The sequence below is a fragment of the Flavobacterium sp. GT3R68 genome (assembly GCF_007109225.1).
Lineage (GTDB): Bacteria > Bacteroidota > Bacteroidia > Flavobacteriales > Flavobacteriaceae > Flavobacterium.
Map to the genome: position 1 here is coordinate 1 of NZ_VJZK01000003.1, position 21,177 is coordinate 21,177.

A 21,177-nucleotide genomic window follows, 5' to 3' on the forward strand; every position below is an offset into this window, starting at 1 on the left:
TGTTTAAATGTTGTTCGCGTGAGGGATTGCAGCGGCATCCCACGCTTTTTGGCGTGGATACAGCATAAAGCCCGACCTGACCTTTTCCGGAAGGGCACGCCCAAATCCTATAATTAATGCTCTTTGTAATATTCACAAACGTTTTTTACTGGACATTCCGGGCATTTAGGCGTAGGACGGCAGATTTCTCTTCCTAAAAAGGAAATGGCCATACCAATTTCGCCCCAGATATCTTTTGGCAAGGCTTGCATCAGCAGTTTTTCCACTTTAATTCCGTCTTTGGCTTCGGGAATTATCCCAATTCTTGGGGCGACCCGAATCACATGCAGATCCGCTATAATACCTTCAGCAGGCACTTTTGATTCGCGCATAATCACATTCGCAGATTTTCTGCCGACACCTTTCAAGGCAGTTAAACCTTCCATTGTCAGCGGGATAGCCTTGTCTTTTTGTATGGTGTGGGCAATTTCTATCAACCAATTAGCTTTGGTATAAAAATTTCTGACTTTGGAAATATGTGGAATTAATGCTTCTGCATTTGAAACAACAAGCGTTTCCATGCTCGGATAAACTTCGAAAAGGGCATGGGCAATTTTGTTGATATTGGCATCGGAATCCTGAGCCGACAGCACCACCATCACCAATAATTGATACAGATTCTGATAATCCAACGGATGTTTTCTGCCTTTATATTTAACCAGGATAGGCTTTAGTTTATTTTTCCAGTCTTCTGAATCCTCAAATAATTCCATTTACTTTTCTTTAAAGTCTATCGATAATGAATTGACACAATAACGGACACCGGTAGCGGATGGTCCATCATCAAAAACATGGCCGAGGTGACCGCCGCAGTTAGCGCAAAGAATTTCAGTACGTATCATTCCATGTGTACTGTCCTTTATATAAGTTACTTTTCCGGGCAAAGCCTCGTCAAATGAAGGCCAACCACAATGAGCATCAAACTTGGCATCACTTCCAAATAAAGCTTCTCCACAACCTCCACAACAGTAAGTACCATCCTCATTTGTCATGTTGTATTGCCCGGAGTGCGGCGCTTCCGTTCCTTTCAAACGCAGAATTCGGTATCGTTCTTCCCCTAATTCCTCTTTCCATTGTTCTTCCGATTTTTCGATTGGATATTTCATTTTTTCTCAGGTATAAATTTAACAGATACGGAATTGGTACAAAAGCGTTGTCCGGTAGTTTCTTTTGGTCCATCATCAAAAACATGACCTAGATGCCCTCCGCAGCGTGCGCAATTAACCTCAGTCCTCGACATCCCAAAAGTATTGTCCGTTACATACGTGACAGAACCTTTTATTGCTTTGTCAAAGGACGGCCAGCCACAGTCCGAATGAAATTTTGCATCCGAATAAAATAAGACGTTCCCGCAGGCTGCACATACATATTTTCCCTTTTCAAAAGTATTTACATATTTACCGGTAAAGGCTCTTTCCGTTCCTTTTTGACGCAGGACCTGATATTCTTCAGGGGTAAGGATTTTTTTCCATTCGGCTTCCGTTTTATGGATTTTCGCCGTGGTTGTTTTCTTTTTTTCTTGTCCTTGACAGCTTACTATGGAAAAAATAAGTGTAAATAATATTAAACAGTTTTTCATACTTTAAAAAATTAGTTGTTAATGAACTGTATTACCTTTTCAATCACCTGATGATTACCAAGAATCTTGCGATGTCCCAAGCCTTTTGTTATCAATAGATCTCCTTTTCGGAGTTGCTTATGGATATGAATTCCTGCTTGAACAGGAACTTCATAATCATTTTCATCATGTATGACCAATACCGGAATATCAATTTCCTTTGCAGCTATATACGAAGAATAGCTCTCCATGGTTTCCCCAAATTGCTTTTCAAAATGCAATTTCAACTGTTCGCCACTTTCAGGTGTCAGCTCTAGTTTTGTGACAAAATCAGTTATAATATCCTGAACTTTATCTCCACTACCTATGATAACCACCTTATTTAATTGCAAACCTCTTTTAAGAGCATTCAATAATGTCATTCCGCCTAACGAATGTCCAATGGCAGCTTCGAATGGCCCAAACTTTTTTTCAATTTCCATTACCGAAGCAATGAACTCCGTCATGATGGTCTTGGTGCCAGGTGATTTCCCATGCGCGGGGGCATCAAAACTAATGGTACAATATCCCAATTTCACTAACTCTTGGGCAAATTTTACTAACTGCGTACCGCGTCCTGACCAACCGTGGACCAAAAGAACGGTCTTTTCTCCACTCCCATAATTGTATACCATTACCTTTTTATTCAATGTCGGAATCCGTAGCAATTCTTGCTTACTCTTTCGATCCATTTCCAATTCCCTTTTTGGCATTTTATGCTTGATAGGCGTCGTAAATAATCTTGCTAAAAATAAAGTGGCCCATCTCTCGGATAGGAATCGCAGTGTTTTTGCAAAAATAATGATTGGTCTGGGAATTGTTGGGACCGTCTCTTTTTTGGTGATAGTAGTTTTTTCCATATATGACAATAGACTGCAAGTTACTTTATTTATCATTTTATTAGTATTAAATAAAACTTAAAAATGCAGAATGATGCGAGGCTGGTATTTTATTTGGTATGATTAAAATATAATCGTAATTGTATGAAATATAAATCATTAGCTATAATGTTAATACATAAAAATGTAAGAAATTTAAATAATTATGATATTATAGTTTTAATAAAAATTTGTAAATTTACAATATACAAAAAAACAATATTATGAAAAAACGTCTTTTAATTACAGTAATCTGTGTGTTTTCAGTAGTCTCGTGTACTACTAAAAACCCGTTCACCGGTAAAAACAATTTGAATTTTGTTTCAAATGAACAATTATTTCCGAGCGCTTTTCAACAGTATGATTCTTTTTTGAAAGAACATAAAGTGATTACCGGAACTACAGATGCAAGGAGGATTGAAACTGTAGGTATGAAAATTAAAAATGCTGCCGAAAAATATCTGGATGCAAATGGCTATAAAGGATATTTGAACGGCTATGCATGGGAGTATAAATTAATCGACAATAAAGAGGTAAATGCCTGGTGTATGCCGGGTGGTAAAATTGTTTTTTATACAGGGATCCTTCCTATTTGTCAAGATGATGCCGGTATCGCTACGGTAATGGCCCATGAGGTTGCGCATGCTTTGGCCAATCATGGTGCTCAACGTATGAGCGCTGCACAGCTACAGCAGCTTGGTGCCGTTGGTGTTGGACTTGCAACTGGAGGGCAAAGTGCGGAAAAACAACAAATGTGGCAACAATATTATGGTTTGGGTTCTAACCTGGCAGGGATGCTGCCTTTTAGCCGCAGTCATGAGAGTGAGGCCGATATGATTGGATTAAAATTAATGGCGATTGCAGGGTATAATCCCGACCATGCCATTACTTTTTGGACGAGAATGTCTGCAAAAGCTGGTGGAAATGCGCCTCCGGAATTTTTAAGTACGCACCCTTCTGATAAGACGCGTATCTCCAACTTGAAAAAGCAGATACCGGATGCAAAAGCCGATGCTAAAAAATTCGGGGTTGTTTATAAATAAAAAAATAGACTATCTTCGAGCTGCCCATTTGGGCAGCTTTTTTTTTATCTGAATAAAAAATTATTATGGCAAATCTGGAGAAGGGAAGTAAAAAATTATTGAATGCATGGGCATTTTATGATTGGGCAAATTCGGTGTACAGCCTGGTGATTACGTCTGCCATTTTTCCTATATTTTATGGTGCACTTTTCAAAATCAAAGGTGATTTGTATATAGATGCTTTTGGGACGCATTTCAAAAGTTCGGCTTTAATTGGCTTTGTAACGGCAGCTGCTTTTTTGACTGTAGCTTTGTTTTCCCCTATTTTATCTGGTATTGCCGATTATATTGGGAACAAAAAAGCCTTCATGAAATTCTTTTGTTATCTGGGCGCGTTGGCCAGTATCGGTTTGTATTGGTTCAGTTTGGACCATATCTATTTGAGCTTACTCTTTTATTATTTTGGATTAATCGGTTTTTGGGGGAGTTTGGTTTTTTACAACTCTTATCTTCCAGATATAGCTTTTAAAGACCAGCAAGATAAAGTAAGTGCCAAAGGTTTTTCGTTCGGATATATTGGTAGTGTGCTTTTACTACTTGTGAATTTGGCTATGGTAATGAAACCTGATTTTTTTGGAATTAGCGGAACTTCTGGAGAAGCAAGTATGAAAGCCATGCGATATTCCTTTGTTATGGTTGGTATTTGGTGGATTATTTTTAGTCAATATACTTATTATTATTTGCCAAAAGGCAATAAAGGACATAAAGTGACCAGAGCTGTTGTATTTAATGGTTTTCAGGAATTGAAAAAGGTATGGAAATTATTAGGCGAAAATCAGACGTTAAAGAAATATTTATTTAGTTTTTTCGTCTTCAATATGGCTGTTCAGACCGCTATTCTGATTGCAGCCTATTTTGGAGAACAAGAAATAGCCTGGAAATCGGATAGCGAGAAAACCACCGGCATGATAATAAGTATTTTATTGATTCAATTGGTAGCGGTTTTTGGAGCTATTTTAACTTCAAAAGCATCCGATAAATATGGAAATATCAGGACGTTGATCGTGCTTTGTTTCATTTGGGTGGGAATATGTACCGCCGCTTATTTTATCACATTGCCGATTCAGTTTTACATTACTGCGGCTGTGGTAGGGGTAGTTTTTGGTGGGATTCAAGCTTTATCCCGTTCTACTTATTCCAAAATGTTACCACAAACAGAAGATACCGCTTCTTTTTTTAGTTTTTATGATGTTTCCGAGAAAATTAGTATCGTTATCGGTATGTGTATCTATGGGGTTATAGATCAGGTTACTGGCAGTCCAAGATTTGCGATAGTCTTTTTGGCAGTATTTTTTATATTGGGAATTGTTTTATTAAATAAGGTGCCAAAAAAAATATTGGTAAAAGAATAAAAATAATATACATTTGGGAAAAATTAAATCTTCCAAAATCTTCATAATGAAAAAAATAAAATTTTTTAGAGCGGCTCTTTTTTTGTTCGCAGCTATAAGTTTGATCTCTTGTACAGGTGATAATGAACCATTAGATCCGGCAATTGATTTAAACGATAATGGAGATAATGCAGCTGTTTTTAAAGCAGATTTCGATGGACAAACATTCACCGCAAATACCACTCAAGCAATTGTTAACGATGATTATATTTCGATTAACGGAAGAAAATCGTCAGGAGAATTTTTTCAAATCACAATACCTAATGCAGCTGTAGGTACCTATACTTGGGATGATTTCGATACAACGGGCGGTTTTGCATTGGCGTACAGTGGAGGTTCAGGCAGTATTCCTTATTTGGGAGCCAGAGATGATGTGGGAACTTTTGCTGATTTTGCCAATTATACAGATACGGCTGAAATAACAATCACAAGCATCGATATCCAAAATCATAAAATTTCCGGGACATTCCATTTTACCGGAGTTAGATTTGCGGATGGTTCCGTAACTACTGTAACTACAAAAACGTTCACGAACGGTTCATTTACAAACCTGCCCTATACAGGAGATACCACTGCACCAACAGGAAATGTATTTACAGCAAAGCTTGATGGGGCAACTTATACTCCGACAAATATTACCGGAATGAAGATGAGTGGAATGATATCCCTTGTAGGCAGAAGAGGGAATATTGAGAATATTGGTCTCTCCATGCCTGATAATGCAGTAGCGGGTGCGGTTTATCCATTTACCGCTTTCAGTTCAGATGCCAGGGGACAATACATTGATTCTGCCTCAGGTATATACGGTGGGGATGGAACAATGACAATTATTTCGCATGATGTTGCAAATAAAAGAATTAAAGGGACATTTAGTTTCACAGCAAGCACAGTTTTACCTCCTACAACGACTCACGCAATTACAGAAGGAACTTTTGATGTGACTTATTTATAACAGCAATCATAATAAAATTAGAATCCCGAAGTAATTCGGGATTTTTTATGGCATAAAGATTGTCTATTTTAGGTGCGTATTAAATTAGGTGGCTAATGATCAGTTTTTCGGTTAATAATCGCTTAGTTATGCTATATTTGATACCCTTTATAAATTTCTAACGCCAAAATGACTTAATTTATACCATGTCACAACATAAGATAATTACAATTGACAATTTGTCACTGCAGGAATTCGATACTGATGCCGAATTAATACCTTTATTAACGCCGGAGGATGAAGAGGAGATGAACAATGAGGAACTGCCTGGTTCCTTGCCTATTTTACCTTTGCGTAATACCGTTTTATTCCCCGGAGTTGTAATTCCGATTACCGCAGGAAGAGATAAATCCATCAAATTGATCAACGATGCGAACGCTGCCGGAAAAATCATTGGAGTGGTGGCCCAAAAAAATGAACTTGACGAAGACCCTTCCAAAGATGACATTCACCATATTGGTACCGTAGCCAGAATTCTCCGGGTATTAAAAATGCCTGACGGAAATATTACCGTTATCCTTCAGGGAAAAAAACGTTTTGAAATTGACAGTGTGATTTCAGAAGTGCCTTACATGACCGCTGCCATTAAGGAGGTTTCCGAAAAGAGACCCCAAAAAAACAACACCGAATTTTTGGCGATTATTGAGTCGATTAAGGAATTGGCTATCCAGATTATCAAGGAAAGTCCAAACATCCCAACCGAAGCCACTTTTGCCATCAAAAATATAGAAAGCCATTCTTTCCTTATCAATTTCGTTTCCTCAAACATGAATTTATCAGTTGAAGAGAAACAGGATTTACTGATGATCAACGACTTAAAAGACAGGGCCTTAAAAACGCTTCGTTTTATGAATGTGGAGTTACAGAAATTGGAATTGAAAAATGATATCCAATCGAAAGTCCGTTTTGATTTAGACCAACAGCAACGCGAATACTTTTTGCATCAGCAAATGAAGACCATCCAGGAAGAATTGGGTGGCGCTTCGCAGGAAGAAGAAATGGACGAAATGCTTCATAAGTCCTTAACCAAGAAGTGGGATGAAAAAACAAAAAAACATTTCGAGAAAGAGTTAGCCAAAATGCGTCGGATGAATCCACAGGCACCAGATTTTGGTATACAGAGGAATTATCTGGACTTGTTTTTGGAATTGCCGTGGAATGAATATTCGAAAGATAATTTTGACCTGAAACGCGCCCAGAAAATATTGGACCGCGACCATTTTGGATTGGAAGATGTAAAGAAGAGAATGATTGAGCATTTGGCGGTTTTGAAATTGAGAAATGATATGAAATCACCAATTATCTGTTTGACAGGACCTCCCGGAGTCGGGAAAACATCCATTGGAAAATCAGTAGCCGAAGCGTTGGGCAGAAAATATGTCAGAATCTCGCTTGGCGGACTTCGTGATGAGGCAGAAATCCGTGGTCACAGAAAAACCTATATTGGTGCGATGTCCGGAAGGATTATTCAAAGCCTGAAAAAAGCGGGGACATCAAATCCGGTTTTTGTTTTGGATGAAATCGATAAGTTATCGGTTAGCAATCAGGGAGATCCGTCTTCAGCGTTATTGGAAGTATTGGATCCGGAGCAAAATAACGCGTTTTACGACAATTTCCTTGAATTGGGTTACGATCTGTCGAAAGTAATGTTTATTGCCACCTCAAACAATATGGCGACTATTCAGCCGGCATTGAAAGACAGAATGGAAGTGATTAAAATGTCAGGATATACCATTGAGGAGAAAGTTGAGATTGCACGTCAGCATTTGTTTCCAAAACAATTGAAAGAGCATGGGTTAACTCCAAAACAATTGACTATTGGCAAAAGGCAATTAGAAAAAATTGTGGAAGGCTATACCCGGGAATCCGGAGTTCGGGGTCTCGAGGCTAAACTGGCACAGGTTATCCGTAATGCGGCTAAATCTGTAGCAATGGAAGAAGAATACAATCTTAAAGTGACCGATGCGGATATTATAAAAGTTCTGGGTGTTCCAAGATTAGGAAGAGACAAATCCGAAAGTAATGATGTTGCCGGGGTAGTTACCGGATTGGCCTGGACCAGTGTAGGAGGGGATATCCTGTTTATCGAATCCTTGATTTCACAAGGAAAAGGAACCATGTCGATTACCGGAAATTTAGGTACTGTCATGAAGGAATCGGCCACGATCGCTTTGGAATACATAAAATCCAATGCTGAATTATTAGGTATAAACCCAGAGATATTACCAAAATACAACATTCACCTTCACGTTCCGGAGGGAGCAACTCCAAAAGACGGACCAAGTGCAGGAATTGCAATGTTGACTTCATTAGTGTCACTCCTTACACAGAAACGTGTAAGGAAAAACCTTGCGATGACAGGGGAAATTACCTTGAGAGGTAAAGTATTGCCGGTAGGTGGTATCAAAGAAAAAATCCTGGCAGCAAAGAGGGCCAATATTAAGGAAATCATCCTTTGCCACGAAAATAAAAGCGATATTGATGAAATCAAAGCCGAATATGTGGAAGGGCTCACTTTTCATTATGTTAAGGAAATGAGTGATGTATTGACTATAGCCATCACGGATCAAAAAGTTAAAAACCCAAAAGTCTTATAAATTAAAAACGGCTGAGAAATTAGCCGTTTTTTTTATTAAAAATAATATCTTCGCATTTGCGTTATACTATGCAGAACCGAAACTTATGACTGGAAAATTCCTTTATGTTTGCTTTTTTTTACTTTGTACTGTATCGTACGGGCAGATAGGAGGTCAGTCTGTTTATCAATTCCTGAATCTGATAACGTCGCCCCGACAAGCAGCCTTAGGAGGTAAAGCCATTACTATTTATGATGATGATGTCAATCAGGCGCATTATAATCCGGCGACCATTAATGCCGACATGGACAATCATCTGGCATTGAATTATGGAAGCTATTTTGGCGAAGTTACCTACGGAACGGCATCATATGCCTATACTTACGACCGGCATCTCCAGACTTTCCAAGCGGGAGTCAACTATGTAAATTATGGAAAATTTGAAGGTCGGGATGAAAACGGGGACGCCACTGCCGAATTTACCGGAAGCGAAATAGCATTGTCATTTGGCTATGCCTATAATGTTCCCAACACCGATATACATTTGGGTGCTAATGCCAAACTCATTTCTTCAACACTCGAAAGTTATAATTCTTTTGGAGGCGCACTGGATTTGGGAGCATTGTATCTGGACGAAACCAATGAAATTAATTATGCCCTGGTCGTCAGGAATATTGGGATGCAATTCACTACTTATGATGAGACAAGGGAAAAACTCCCATTGGAAATAATAGCAGGGGTTTCCCAACAATTGCAAAATGTACCCATAAGATGGCATTTAACGTTGGAAAATCTACAACAATGGAAAGTGGCTTTTTCTAATCCGGCAAGAGCTGAAGGTTCTATTGATGGCGGATCCACAGAAGAAAAAGTATCTTTTTTAAATAATGCGATGCGTCACGTAATTCTGGGTGCCGAATTGTTTCCCAAAAAAGTATTCAATATCCGGATCGGTTACAATTTCCGGCGGGCGGCAGAATTGAAGTTACTGGAACAACGAACCTTTTCCGGTATTTCGGTAGGTTTTGGAATAAAAGTCAATAAATTGAAATTTAATTATTCGTACTCCAGATATACTCTGGCAGGGAATACCAGTTTATTTGGACTCACAATTAATTTTCAGGAATAAAAATCAACTTCATTTTGGATAAAAAAATCACTATTGCAATTGATGGATTTTCATCAACAGGGAAGAGCACTTTGGCCAAACAATTAGCGGCCGCATTAGGATATGTATATGTGGATACCGGTGCTATGTATCGCGCTGTCACTTATTTCGCATTGCAGAATGGGTATATCGACGCTGCATTTTTTGATAAGGAAACCTTAATCAGAAGCCTTCCTTTTATCAATTTGCAATTCCAATTTAATCCTGACTTGGGATTTGGGGAAATGTACCTTAACGGAACCAATGTTGAGCAGGAAATCCGGAGCCTCAGGGTTTCTAATTTTGTCAGCAAAATAGCCGAAATCTCCGAAGTACGTGCCAAATTAGTGGAACAACAAAAGGAAATGGGAAAAGATAAAGCTATCGTGATGGATGGCAGGGATATCGGAACCGTTGTTTTTCCGGATGCCGAACTCAAAATTTTCATGACCGCCAGTGCGCAAACCCGTGCGCAGCGACGTTTTGACGAACTTCAGCAAAAAGGTGATGCTGTTTCTTATAAAGAAGTACTTCAAAACGTGGAAGAGCGGGATTACATCGATACCCACCGCGATGACTCCCCTTTGGTAAAAGCGGAAAATGCCATTGAAATCGACAATTCCCACCTTTCAAGAGAAGAACAATTTGATAAAGTTTTGGCATTAGTGAACCGAATCCAATAATTTGTTGATAATAACTTCGATTTTCATTTGAATATATTAATTTATTGTTAGTTTTACGCCCGCTAAAATTTACAATTACATAATTAAAAATACCAATACTATGAGTATTAAGAATCGTCTGACCATGATGAGCTTTCTTCAGTTTTTTGTTTGGGGAGCCTGGTTAATTACAATTGGAACATATTGTTTTAATGCCAAAGGATGGACAGGAGCTCAATTTGGAGCCATTTTTTCAACTTTGGGTCTTTCTTCTTTATTTATGCCGGCAATCACAGGTATTATAGCTGATAAATGGCTAAATGCTGAAAAATTGTATGGAATTTTGCATATTTTTTATGGAATAATTTTGTTGTATGTCCCTAAAGTCAATGATCCCGATACTTTATACTATGTGATTTTTGGAGCAATGATTTGTTATATGCCAACTATCTCGTTATCAAATTCTATTGCATATACTATTTTAAAGAATAATAAATTTGATGTTGTTAAGGTTTTTCCTCCGATTCGTGTTTGGGGAACTGTTGGATTCATTGTGGCTATGTGGATAACAAATATCTTTAGTTCACCAACCCCGCCACAAATTGTAAAGGAATTAGGTTTAAGCGTTGGTAACACGTTGTCAGGGTTCACTGGTAGTCCCATTTACGCCAACCAATTCTACATAGCAGCTGTCATGGCAATCGTTTTGGGAATCTATTCTTTTACGTTGCCGAAATGCCCGCCGCAAAAAACAATTTCAAATGAATCATCATTTATTGAGCAATTAGGTTTAACGGCCTTTAAGTTGTTTGGAAGTTATAAAATGGCGTTGTTCTTTATATTTTCTATGTTTTTGGGAGGTGCTTTACAATTGACCAATATGTATGGGGATACTTTTTTAAATGATTTTGCAAAAATCCCTGAATATAAAAACTCTTTTGTAGTCGAATATTCGACCATAATTATGTCCATATCTCAAATATCAGAGACTTTGTTCATTTTGGCTATTCCGTTTTTCCTGAAGCGTTTTGGAATTAAACAGGTAATGTTGTTTTCAATGATAGCGTGGGTATTGCGTTTTGGTTTGTTTGCATATGGTGATCCTGCTGGTGGTTTATGGATGATAATTTTATCTTGTATCGTATACGGAATGGCATTTGATTTCTTCAATATTTCAGGTTCACTGTTTGTAGAAACTACGACAGATCCCAAGATCCGTTCCAGTGCTCAGGGATTGTTTATGATGATGACAAATGGGTTTGGCGCCTATCTGGGAAGTAAAATCAGTGGCTATGTAATCGATAATTATTATACACAAGGAGATGTAAAAGACTGGCATAACATCTGGTTATCGTTTACCATCTATTCCTTGATTATCGCTATCGCGTTTGCCATCATGTTCAAGCACAAGCACGATCCGAAAGCATTGGAAAATATAACACATTAATAAAAATAAAAGAGCCTGATTATTCAGGCTCTTTTTTGTTTAACTCGTTTTTGAATTTGTTGATATAAAAATCATCATCCAATTTTAAGACTTCCAACGCTTTCTCAAAAGATATCCGTTCATTTTTTACTAATGAAATGACAAATGGTTTTAAGGATTCGTGCTGCATAAAATTTATTTTGAAAAACAGCTTAATAACTTCCCCGGAAGTTAATGTCAGTTCCAATAAATTATTTGTACCGTTAGACATCGGAAAAATGTTCTTAGAACCCCTTTCTTTTCCTTCGTAATCGCTAGTTCCTACATGAATTGTTTTAATTTCTGAAATGTTTATTTTCCGTTCATTTATGCTTAAATCCGTTGCATTAAAAGTGAGAGTGCCTTCATATTTTCCATTTAGGGATTGATACCTTAGAGAGTTTGTTGTTATATAAAAACTCCAAACTAACACTAGAACTACTGCGGTAATTTTTATATAGGGATGTGGATTTTTTACTACTGATATAATAATAAAAAACGCCAGTGCCGCTAGAGACAGTATATTCCCTTTAGTAGGCTGAAAAATTTTATTACTGGGTTCAAAAATTGGAAAAGAGTTATTCACGTTGGTTTTTTTGCCAAAAGTAAGAAACATTTCAATGCTGACAATCACTACAAATCTCCCATAGCCCCGATGGCGACGATATCCTCGCAGCGCAGCGGAGAGATAAAGGCAAGAGCGGGAATGACACCGGTAAAGAAGCCCGCACTATGCGCTTCTGAAAATCAAATCGTTACTTATGGTGCGATTAATTATTTTCGTGTTAAAAAAACTTGACAAATAGATATAGATGTGTTATCTTTGCACACCTTTTGGTGGATAAGGGTTTCCATTAGGTATCAATAAATTACACAAACAACTTCTGTTGTTTTCTTTCACAACCAGAAACCCGAGAGAATGCAGAATACAAATTTTTTATCAGAATGTCTGAAACATTAAAATCACAAGAGCAGTTTTTAGCAGAATTCAACTGGCACAACTTCGAAGAAGGTATCGATGCTGTTGATCAGAAAAACCTGCAGGAATTTGAAGAATTAGTATCAAAAACTTTTATTGATACTGATCAGGAAGAAGTAGTAGAAGGTACTGTAGTAAGAATTACAGACAGAGACGCTATTGTTGACATCAACGCTAAGTCGGAAGGTGTTATCTCTCTTAACGAATTCCGTTACAATCCAAACCTAAAAGTAGGTGACAAAGTAGAAGTATTGATTGACATCCGTGAGGATAAAACAGGTCAGTTGGTATTGTCTCACAGAAAAGCACGTACTATTAAATCTTGGGACAGAGTTATTTCGGCTAACGAAACAGGAGAAATCGTTAATGGTTTTGTAAAATGCAGAACTAAAGGTGGTATGATCGTGGACGTTTTCGGAATTGAGGCTTTCCTACCAGGATCTCAAATTGACGTTAAGCCAATTAGAGATTACGATGTATATGTAAACAAAATGATGGAATTCAAAGTTGTGAAAATTAACCACGAATTCAAAAACGTTGTTGTTTCTCACAAAGCGCTTATTGAAGCGGATATTGAAGTACAGAAAAAAGAAATTATCGGTCAATTACAAAAAGGACAAGTATTAGAAGGTGTTGTTAAAAACATTACTTCTTATGGTGTCTTCATTGACTTAGGTGGTGTAGATGGATTAATCCACATTACAGACCTTTCTTGGTCAAGAATCAATCACCCAAGTGAAGTTCTTGAATTAGACCAAAAATTGAATGTTGTTATTCTTGACTTTGATGATGAGAAAACAAGAATCCAATTAGGTTTAAAACAATTGAACGCTCACCCATGGGATGCTTTGAACGCTGAACTAAAAGTAGGTGATAAAGTTAAAGGTAAAGTAGTTGTAATCGCTGATTACGGTGCATTTATCGAAGTTGCTGAAGGTGTTGAAGGTTTGATCCACGTTTCTGAAATGTCTTGGTCTACGCACTTGCGTTCAGCTCAGGATTTCGTAAAAGTTGGAGATGTTGTTGAGGCAGTTATCTTAACTTTAGACAGAGAAGACCGTAAAATGTCATTAGGTATCAAACAATTGACTCAAGATCCTTGGACAGATATCACTTCTAAATACCCTGTAGGTTCTAAACATTCAGGTATCGTTAGAAACTTTACAAACTTTGGAATTTTCGTAGAACTTGAAGAAGGTATCGACGGATTGATTTATATCTCTGACCTTTCTTGGACTAAGAAAATCAAACACCCATCTGAATTTGTAAATGTTGGTGAAAAATTAGAGGTACTAGTATTAGAATTAGATGTTGATGGACGTAAATTATCTTTAGGTCATAAACAAACTACTGCTAATCCTTGGGATCAGTATGAAGATTCTTTCGCTGTTGGAACTATCCACACAGGTGAAATTTCTGAAATTGTTGACAAAGGAGCTACTGTAGAATTCGGAGATGATATCGTTGCTTTCATTCCTACACGTCACCTTGAAAAAGAAGACGGAAAGAAATTGAAAAAAGGTGATTCAGCTGACTTCAAAGTAATCGAATTCAACAAAGAATTCAAAAGAGTTGTTGCATCTCACACTGCTATCTTCCGTGAAGAAGAAGAGAAAAATGTGAAAGCGGCTGTTGAGAATACCAATTCATCATCTAACAACAATGCATCTGCATCTACATTAGGAGATAACAATGATATTCTTGCTGAATTGAAAGCTAAAATGGAAAAAGGAGGAAAATAATCTTTCTTATCTGAATATTGAAAAGCCCCGCAATTGCGGGGCTTTTTTTGTTTTGGTACTTTCCGGTCAGGGCAGGAGGTGTGTAAAACGTGGTCAACCACGTTGGGGGACGGGGTTGACCACGTTGTTAGACGTGGTGAACCACGTTCGGAACTCCGTCTACCACGTTGTAGGACGTGGTCATCCACGTCGTAGGACGTGGTTCGCCACGTTTGGAAATCCGTTTGCCACATTGAGGGACCTGGTCAACCGCGTCCGGAACCCCATTTACCACGTTGGTGGACGTGGTTAACCACGTTGTAGGACGTGGTCAGCTATGGTCAGCACGTGGTCAACCACCTTTCGGGACGTGGTCAGGCACGTTAGGAGACGTGGTCTACCACGCTCGGGACGCCCTTTACCACGTTCAGGACACTATTTATCGGGTCTGTTACGTGCAAGCTGTATTAAAATCAAGGTGTCATACCATTGCCCATTTTGTGGAAAAAAAATTAACTAATTCGTTTATTAGTATATCTTTGTAGCCAAAATTATTTTTATGACAAAAATATACTTTCTGTTTGTGTTTTTTATTTCCTCACTTGTTTTTTCTCAAAATGCCGCAGATATTGAGCATGCTTTTAATGATTTAATGCCTTTAAATTATTATAATTACTCAAAACAAGGAAAAAACAGTAGCCGCCCAATAGCTAAGATACAGCCCGATGGTAAAATAATAATTAATAGTGGTTTTGGATTGGAAAGAATTGATAATAACATTAAGGATTTAAGCTTTAATGTTGGATTAGGTTTTTCACTATATACATTGGATTATTCAATTGATATTTTTGAAATTCAACCAAGCGGGAAAATAGTAGTGAGTGGAACGTTTAATAGTTATAATGGTACGCAAGTCAATAAATTAATAAGATTAAATACCAATGGTGATCTGGACACTACTTTCAATTGTCCTGGAGTAACGGTAACTAGGTCTGTTAGTTTTCAATCTGATGGAAAAATTGTTGTTTGCGGAATCTTAAATGGAGTTTCATCTCTTTTTAGGTTAAACGATGACGGAAGTATTGACAGTAGTTTTAATATCAGCGATTTGAATGGACAAATTAAATGTCTGTCAAATGGGAAGATATTAGCAATAGATAATTATAACAAAAGAGTAAAAAGATTTAATTCTGAAGGAAGTTTAGATCTAACATTCATTAGTCCAAGTGTATGGTTTGCACTTAATGATTATATTATGTCATTTGCAATACAATCTGACGGGAAGATATTATTAGGAGGAGAATTTACAACATATAATGGATTGCCAGTCAATGATTTAATAAGATTGAATGCCGATGGCAGTTTTGATTCGTCCTTTTCTACCGACGGTTATGTTTTTAGTAAAATACAATCAATAGTTGTTGATTCTACTGGGGAAATATTTATAAGTTCAGATTTCGCTATGTCAAATGGCAATTATAATAGCAATAACTATGTATTAAAACTAAATGGTAACGGAAGTATAGATACAAGCTTCAATTTCACAACTGGATCTGCTATGTGTGGTACTCAACAAATTTATTATGGACTAACCATTCAAAATGACGATAAAATACTTATTCAAAGGGCTGGGTATTGTTCAGGTTTTGGATTTAAATTTGACGGGGTTGGAAGGTTAAATAATGATGGAACAATTGATAATACTTTTAATTCATTTGCTGGCTTTAATGCTAAGGTTAAAGTTATTGTCCTTCAACCGGATAATAAAATTTTGGTAGGAGGTGAGTTTACTGCATATAAGGGAGAACCATCTAATTTTATTGTTCGTCTAAATCCAGATTACAGCAAAGACATGACCTTTAACGTTGGAGCAGGTTTCAACAATACGGTAAATGCAATTGTAATACAACCGAATGGTGCTATTCTTGTTGGGGGTGATTTTTATATGTTTAATAATGTAATAGCTCAGAAAATTATCAGGTTAAATATAGATGGGAGTATGGACAATACTTTTAATATCATCAACAAAGGTTTTGAAGGTACAGGTGGGGTCAGAGCTATTAAATTGCAGCCTGATAGTAAAATTATTGTCGCCGGAGCATTTACTGGTTACTATGATAATCTGGGTGGAAGATCTTTAGCAATGGGAATAGTAAGGCTAAACGCCAATGCAAGTGTGGATACTAGTTTTAATACTGGCGCAAATGGTTTTTATCCTGGAGTTGCAAATTCCATTGTATTACAGTCTAGTGGTAAAATAATTGTTGGAGGATCATTTTACCAATATTCATATGGTGGTAATTATCCCCAAAGCGTAGATAACCTTGCACGATTAAACAGTAATGGCACATTGGATTCTTTTCGTTCCAGTTATATTGACCCGATAAATGTCCTGATTGAAGAACAGTCCGGTAAAATATTAGCAGGTACTACTACCGGTATAAAAAGAATAGAGCTTAACGGATCATCAACATATGTTAATCCATTTCAAGTAGTGGGAGGCGTTAGTTCAATTGTAATTCAACCAGATAATAAAATTTTGATAGGTGGAAATTTCACAAAAATTGGAGACCAGTTGCATACTAGGTTTGCACGATTAAATGTAACTGGAAGTGTAGATATGAATTTCAATTCATATGGCGCAGTTGATGCTTCAGTTTTAGCAATTGCACTTCAGTCTACTGGGAAAATTTTTATCGGCGGAAATTTTAATTCGTACAAACAAACATTGTCAAGTAAAATAATAACTTTGAAAGGAGATGATTTTTATGGCGTTTCTGGAAATAATAAGTTGGATTTAAATATTGACGGGTGCGATATCAATGATTTAATTTTCCCTTTTTTAAAGTTGGAAATTGATGGATTTACTCTAATACCCAATAATTTAGGAAGTTATAGCTTTTCTATAGGAGCTGGAACACATATGATAGTCCCTGTTTTGGAAAATCCGGCCTATTTTAATGTTTCACCATCCACGGTAAATGTTACTTTCCCAGCACAAGCTAATCCGTTTATTCAAAATTTTTGTGTTACGGCGAGCGGTATGCATCCCGATTTGGAAGTTTCGATAATACCTGTTGCACCTGCCAGACCGGGTTTTGATGCAAAATATAAAATCATCTATAAAAATAAAGGAAACAACATACAATCAGGAACCGTAAATTTAAATTTTAATGATTCAGTTTTAGATTTTGTTTCTGCAAATCCAATAACTTCAAATCAAACGACTAATAACTTGAGCTGGGATTTTGTTAATTTTAAGCCATTTGAAACAAGGGAAATCATGTTAACCCTAAACGTGAATTCCCCAACGGAAACACCACCGGTAAACAATGGTTATGTTTTGAATTATACAGCCACAGTTTCGGGGGCAACTGATGATACGCCGATAGATAATACCTTAGTTTTTAATCAAACTGCACTGAATTCATTTGATCCAAATGATAAAACCTGCTTGGAAGGTGCTACCATCTCTCCTGCAAAAGTGGGCGATTATGTACATTACATGATTCGTTTTGAGAATACAGGAACATTCCCTGCTCAGAATATTGTAGTGAAAGATATGATTGACTTAACAAAATTCGATATCAATACTTTATTTCCAATAAAAGGTAGCCATTCGTTTGTTACCAATATCACATCTGGAAACAAGGTAGAATTCATCTTTGAAAATATCAATTTACCATTTGATGATGCCAATAATGATGGCTATGTCGCTTTCAAAATCAAGACCAAACCAACACTGGTTTTGGGGAATACTTTCAGTAATACCGCCAGCATTTATTTTGATTATAATTTCCCGATCGTGACCAATACCGCTACGACCACTATAGCTGTTTTGGCGACACAGGATTTTGTGTTTTCAAATTACTTCAGCGTGTATCCCAATCCGGTGAAAGACGTCCTGAATATTACCGCAAAAGAAACGATTGAAGTAACTTCCATCAGTATTTACAATACATTAGGTCAATTGGTTTTGGTGATTCCAAATGCCCAAAATACCAAAAACATTGATGTTTCGGGTTTGACCAAAGGAAATTATTTTATTAAAATCAATTCGGATAAAGGGACTGCGAATACGAGGTTTATCAAGAACTAATGTTCATTAATAGATATAAAAGCCTCACAATGTTGGGGCTTTTTTTGTGGGAAAAAATGACTATAAAAGATTCGGTTCCTTTATATTTGCAACCTAAATTGTATTTATGAAGAAGTTTTACTTTTTGTTGTTGGGGTTGTTTTTGTTTAGTGGTGTATATGCACAGATTGTGAATATTCCGGATGCTAATTTCAAGGCGAAGTTGTTATCCGCAACTCCGAGTAATTATATAGCTAAAAACTTAGCAGGCAATTATATTAAAATTGATTCAAATAGTAATGGACAGATTGAAGCTAGTGAAGCAATGCAGGTTGGTGAATTATATGTTTATAATAGCGCAATTTCATCGTTGGAGGGAATAAATAGTTTTACAAACCTTAAGGCCCTGAATTGTAGCACTAATCCATTAACTTCACTTAATATTTCATCAAATAATCTCTTATATTTAAGGTGTGAAAGTAATCAACTGACTTCAAGTACTTTTCAGCTTTCCAATTTGCCAAACCTTATCAGTTTGCATTGTTTTAATAATCCATTAGGTTCTTTAGATCTTAGGGCCCAAGCTAATCTTGTAATGGTGGATTGCAGTAGTTGCAGACTGACTTCTTTAAATGTTTCAGGCCTAAATAATTTAGATGATCTTGACTGTCCCTACAATCAACTTACAACATTAAATGTTAGTAACTTACCAAGTTTATTAAGTGTGGATTGTAGTCATAATTATTTAACTTCGATTAATACTTTAGGAGTATCGAGTAATTTTAGAGACCTACAGTGTTCTTACAACAGACTTACTTCTTTGGAAGTGAATCATTTGACAAATCTTACTGGTTTATTTTGTGGTACTAATTTCTTAAGGACACTTAATGTCTCTAACCTAACTAGTTTAACCAGCTTGTGGTGTGAACTAAATCAACTTACTTCCTTGTTTATGAAAAATGGGAGAAATGAATCATTATCCATGCAAGGAAACCCAAACCTTAAATATATTTGTGCGGATGAGAGCCAAGTTAGTTCTGTAGAGAGTATGATTTATGGTGATGGCTTTCTATATTATAATTGTTCAGTATCGACTTATTGTACATTTGTGCCTGGTGGAATGTATTATACTATTAGTGGTAACAGTAAATTCGATGCAACTGCTAATGGATGTGATAGTAATGACGCGTATTTCCCTAATTTAAAATTTAATCTTTCAGACGGAACAAATTTCGGAATTGCAACATCCGGCATTTCTGGAAACTATTCTATTCCTGTTCAGGCGGGAACACATGTTATCACCCCGGTTTTAGAAAATCCAACTTACTTCAACGTTTCACCAACATCAGTAAATGTCACTTTCCCAGCACAAGCCAGTCCATTTAATCAAAATTTTTGCGTCACTAAAAATGGAATTCATAATGATTTAGAGGTTTCTGTATTGCCAATAATTCCTGCAAGACCAGGTTTTGATGCTAAATATCAAATCATATATAAAAACAAAGGATCAAACACACAATCAGGTTCAGTAAATCTTACTTTTAATGATGCAGTTTTAGATTTAGTTTCCGCAAACCCAACTGCTTCCAGCCAAACATTGAATAATTTATCCTGGAATTTTACCAATTTATTACCATTGGAAAACAGATTGATTTTACTAACACTAAATGTAAATTCTCCCATGGAGACACCTGCAGTTAATTCAGGATATATTTTAAATTATCGTGCTTCCATTACAAGTCCAGTAACGGATGAAATACCAAATGACAATATATTTGCTTATAATCAAACCGTTGTGAATTCATTTGATCCAAATGATAAAACCTGCTTGGAAGGTGCTACCATCTCTCCTGCAAAAGTGGGCGATTATGTACATTACATGATTCGTTTTGAGAATACAGGAACATTCCCGGCTCAGAATATTGTAGTGAAAGACCTGATTGACTTAACAAAATTCGATATCAATACTTTATTTCCAATAAAAGGAAGCCATTCGTTTGTTACCAATATAACTGCAGGAAATAAAGTGGAGTTTATCTTTGAAAATATAAATTTGCCTTTCGATAATGCCAATAACGATGGCTATGTTGCTTTCAAAATTAAGACCAAACCGACACTGGTTTTGGGAGATACATTTACTAATAATGCAAGTATTTATTTTGATTATAATTTCCCGATTGTAACCAATACGGCTACGACAACTATTGCCGTTTTGGCGACACAGGATTTTGTGTTTTCAAATTACTTCAGCGTGTATCCCAATCCGGTGAAAGACGTCCTGAATATTACCGCAAAAGAAACGATTGAAGTAACTTCCATCAATATTTACAATACATTAGGTCAATTGGTTTTGGTGATTCCAAATGCCCAAAATACCAAAAACGTTGATGTTTCGGGTTTGACCAAAGGAAATTATTTTATTAAAATCAATTCGGATAAAGGGACTGCGAATACGAGGTTTATCAAGAACTAATGTTCATTAATAGATATCAAAGCCTCACAATGTTGGGGCTTTTTTTGTGGGAAAAAATGACTACAAAAGATTCGGTTCCTGTATATTTGCAACCTAAA

At 36.8% G+C, this 21,177-nt stretch carries 15 protein-coding genes; 10 read left to right on the forward strand and 5 right to left on the reverse strand.

Annotation, left to right across the window (positions count from 1 at the left end):
- Positions 1–113: 113 nt before the first annotated feature.
- Genes nth through FNW07_RS06530 form a run of 4 tightly spaced genes read right to left on the reverse strand, consistent with a single transcriptional unit; the run spans position 114 to position 2,532 of the window.
- Complete coding sequence (gene nth / locus FNW07_RS06515; protein ID WP_126745248.1) at positions 114–752, reverse strand: endonuclease III; 639 nt, start codon at positions 750–752, stop codon at positions 114–116.
- On the reverse strand, positions 753–1,145 hold the full coding sequence (msrB, locus tag FNW07_RS06520) for a peptide-methionine (R)-S-oxide reductase MsrB (protein WP_126745247.1): 393 nt from the start codon (positions 1,143–1,145) through the stop codon (positions 753–755).
- Positions 1,142–1,618, reverse strand: a complete 477-nt coding sequence (msrB, locus tag FNW07_RS06525; protein ID WP_126745246.1) for a peptide-methionine (R)-S-oxide reductase MsrB — start codon at positions 1,616–1,618, stop codon at positions 1,142–1,144. The genes msrB (FNW07_RS06520) and msrB (FNW07_RS06525) overlap by 4 nt, the downstream gene beginning before the upstream one ends.
- 11 nt (positions 1,619–1,629) lie before the next feature.
- Positions 1,630–2,532 (reverse strand): alpha/beta hydrolase family protein, encoded by a 903-nt coding sequence (locus FNW07_RS06530; protein ID WP_370511495.1) that lies wholly within the window; start codon positions 2,530–2,532, stop codon positions 1,630–1,632.
- A gap of 206 nt (positions 2,533–2,738) precedes the next feature.
- Between FNW07_RS06530 and FNW07_RS06535 the strand changes: the two genes are divergently transcribed.
- From FNW07_RS06535 to FNW07_RS06565, 7 genes are all read left to right on the forward strand, one after another.
- Positions 2,739–3,557, forward strand: coding sequence for a M48 family metallopeptidase (locus tag FNW07_RS06535; RefSeq protein WP_126745245.1), 819 nt, complete (start codon positions 2,739–2,741; stop codon positions 3,555–3,557).
- A 65-nt stretch (positions 3,558–3,622) separates the two neighbouring features.
- Positions 3,623–4,948, forward strand: a complete 1,326-nt coding sequence (locus FNW07_RS06540) for an MFS transporter (protein WP_126745244.1) — start codon at positions 3,623–3,625, stop codon at positions 4,946–4,948.
- A 46-nt stretch (positions 4,949–4,994) separates the two neighbouring features.
- Positions 4,995–5,939, forward strand: coding sequence for a DUF6252 family protein (locus tag FNW07_RS06545; protein WP_126745243.1), 945 nt, complete (start codon positions 4,995–4,997; stop codon positions 5,937–5,939).
- A gap of 185 nt (positions 5,940–6,124) precedes the next feature.
- A complete protein-coding gene (lon, locus tag FNW07_RS06550; protein ID WP_126745242.1) occupies positions 6,125–8,575 on the forward strand; it encodes an endopeptidase La in 2,451 nt (816 codons plus the stop codon).
- An 85-nt stretch (positions 8,576–8,660) separates the two neighbouring features.
- Positions 8,661–9,683 (forward strand): type IX secretion system protein PorQ, encoded by a 1,023-nt coding sequence (gene porQ, locus FNW07_RS06555; RefSeq protein WP_126745241.1) that lies wholly within the window; start codon positions 8,661–8,663, stop codon positions 9,681–9,683.
- A 14-nt stretch (positions 9,684–9,697) separates the two neighbouring features.
- Positions 9,698–10,384 (forward strand): (d)CMP kinase, encoded by a 687-nt coding sequence (gene cmk, locus FNW07_RS06560; RefSeq protein ID WP_126745240.1) that lies wholly within the window; start codon positions 9,698–9,700, stop codon positions 10,382–10,384.
- 100 nt (positions 10,385–10,484) lie between these two features.
- The gene (locus FNW07_RS06565) at positions 10,485–11,810 is read left to right on the forward strand and encodes a nucleoside permease (RefSeq protein ID WP_126745239.1); all 1,326 of its coding nucleotides are present in this window, start codon (positions 10,485–10,487) and stop codon (positions 11,808–11,810) included.
- Positions 11,811–11,829: 19 nt separating this feature from the next.
- On the opposite strand, the gene FNW07_RS06570 is transcribed toward FNW07_RS06565, so the two are convergent.
- Positions 11,830–12,414: a hypothetical protein gene (locus FNW07_RS06570; RefSeq protein WP_126745238.1), complete on the reverse strand. Its 585-nt coding sequence runs from the start codon at positions 12,412–12,414 to the stop codon at positions 11,830–11,832.
- Between the two features lie 359 nt (positions 12,415–12,773).
- Here FNW07_RS06570 and rpsA point away from each other — a divergent pair, with 359 nt between their 5' ends.
- From rpsA to FNW07_RS06585, 3 genes are all read left to right on the forward strand, one after another.
- A complete protein-coding gene (gene rpsA / locus FNW07_RS06575) occupies positions 12,774–14,549 on the forward strand; it encodes a 30S ribosomal protein S1 (protein WP_126745237.1) in 1,776 nt (591 codons plus the stop codon).
- A 538-nt stretch (positions 14,550–15,087) separates the two neighbouring features.
- Positions 15,088–18,627 carry a T9SS type A sorting domain-containing protein gene (locus FNW07_RS06580; RefSeq protein WP_144265619.1) on the forward strand — a complete coding sequence of 1,180 codons (3,540 nt, stop codon included), beginning with the start codon at positions 15,088–15,090 and terminating at the stop codon, positions 18,625–18,627.
- 106 nt (positions 18,628–18,733) lie between these two features.
- A complete protein-coding gene (locus tag FNW07_RS06585; RefSeq protein WP_144265620.1) occupies positions 18,734–21,079 on the forward strand; it encodes a T9SS type A sorting domain-containing protein in 2,346 nt (781 codons plus the stop codon).
- Positions 21,080–21,177: the final 98 nt, after the last annotated feature.

Coding starts and splice junctions, on each gene's coding strand:
- nth (WP_126745248.1), bottom strand. CDS start 752: ATGGAATTATTTGAGGATTCAGAAGACTGGAAAAATAAACTAAAGCCT.
- msrB (WP_126745247.1), bottom strand. CDS start 1,145: ATGAAATATCCAATCGAAAAATCGGAAGAACAATGGAAAGAGGAATTA.
- msrB (WP_126745246.1), bottom strand. CDS start 1,618: ATGAAAAACTGTTTAATATTATTTACACTTATTTTTTCCATAGTAAGC.
- FNW07_RS06530 (WP_370511495.1), bottom strand. CDS start 2,532: ATGATAAATAAAGTAACTTGCAGTCTATTGTCATATATGGAAAAAACT.
- FNW07_RS06535 (WP_126745245.1), top strand. CDS start 2,739: ATGAAAAAACGTCTTTTAATTACAGTAATCTGTGTGTTTTCAGTAGTC.
- FNW07_RS06540 (WP_126745244.1), top strand. CDS start 3,623: ATGGCAAATCTGGAGAAGGGAAGTAAAAAATTATTGAATGCATGGGCA.
- FNW07_RS06545 (WP_126745243.1), top strand. CDS start 4,995: ATGAAAAAAATAAAATTTTTTAGAGCGGCTCTTTTTTTGTTCGCAGCT.
- lon (WP_126745242.1), top strand. CDS start 6,125: ATGTCACAACATAAGATAATTACAATTGACAATTTGTCACTGCAGGAA.
- porQ (WP_126745241.1), top strand. CDS start 8,661: ATGACTGGAAAATTCCTTTATGTTTGCTTTTTTTTACTTTGTACTGTA.
- FNW07_RS06565 (WP_126745239.1), top strand. CDS start 10,485: ATGAGTATTAAGAATCGTCTGACCATGATGAGCTTTCTTCAGTTTTTT.
- rpsA (WP_126745237.1), top strand. CDS start 12,774: ATGTCTGAAACATTAAAATCACAAGAGCAGTTTTTAGCAGAATTCAAC.
- FNW07_RS06580 (WP_144265619.1), top strand. CDS start 15,088: ATGACAAAAATATACTTTCTGTTTGTGTTTTTTATTTCCTCACTTGTT.
- FNW07_RS06585 (WP_144265620.1), top strand. CDS start 18,734: ATGAAGAAGTTTTACTTTTTGTTGTTGGGGTTGTTTTTGTTTAGTGGT.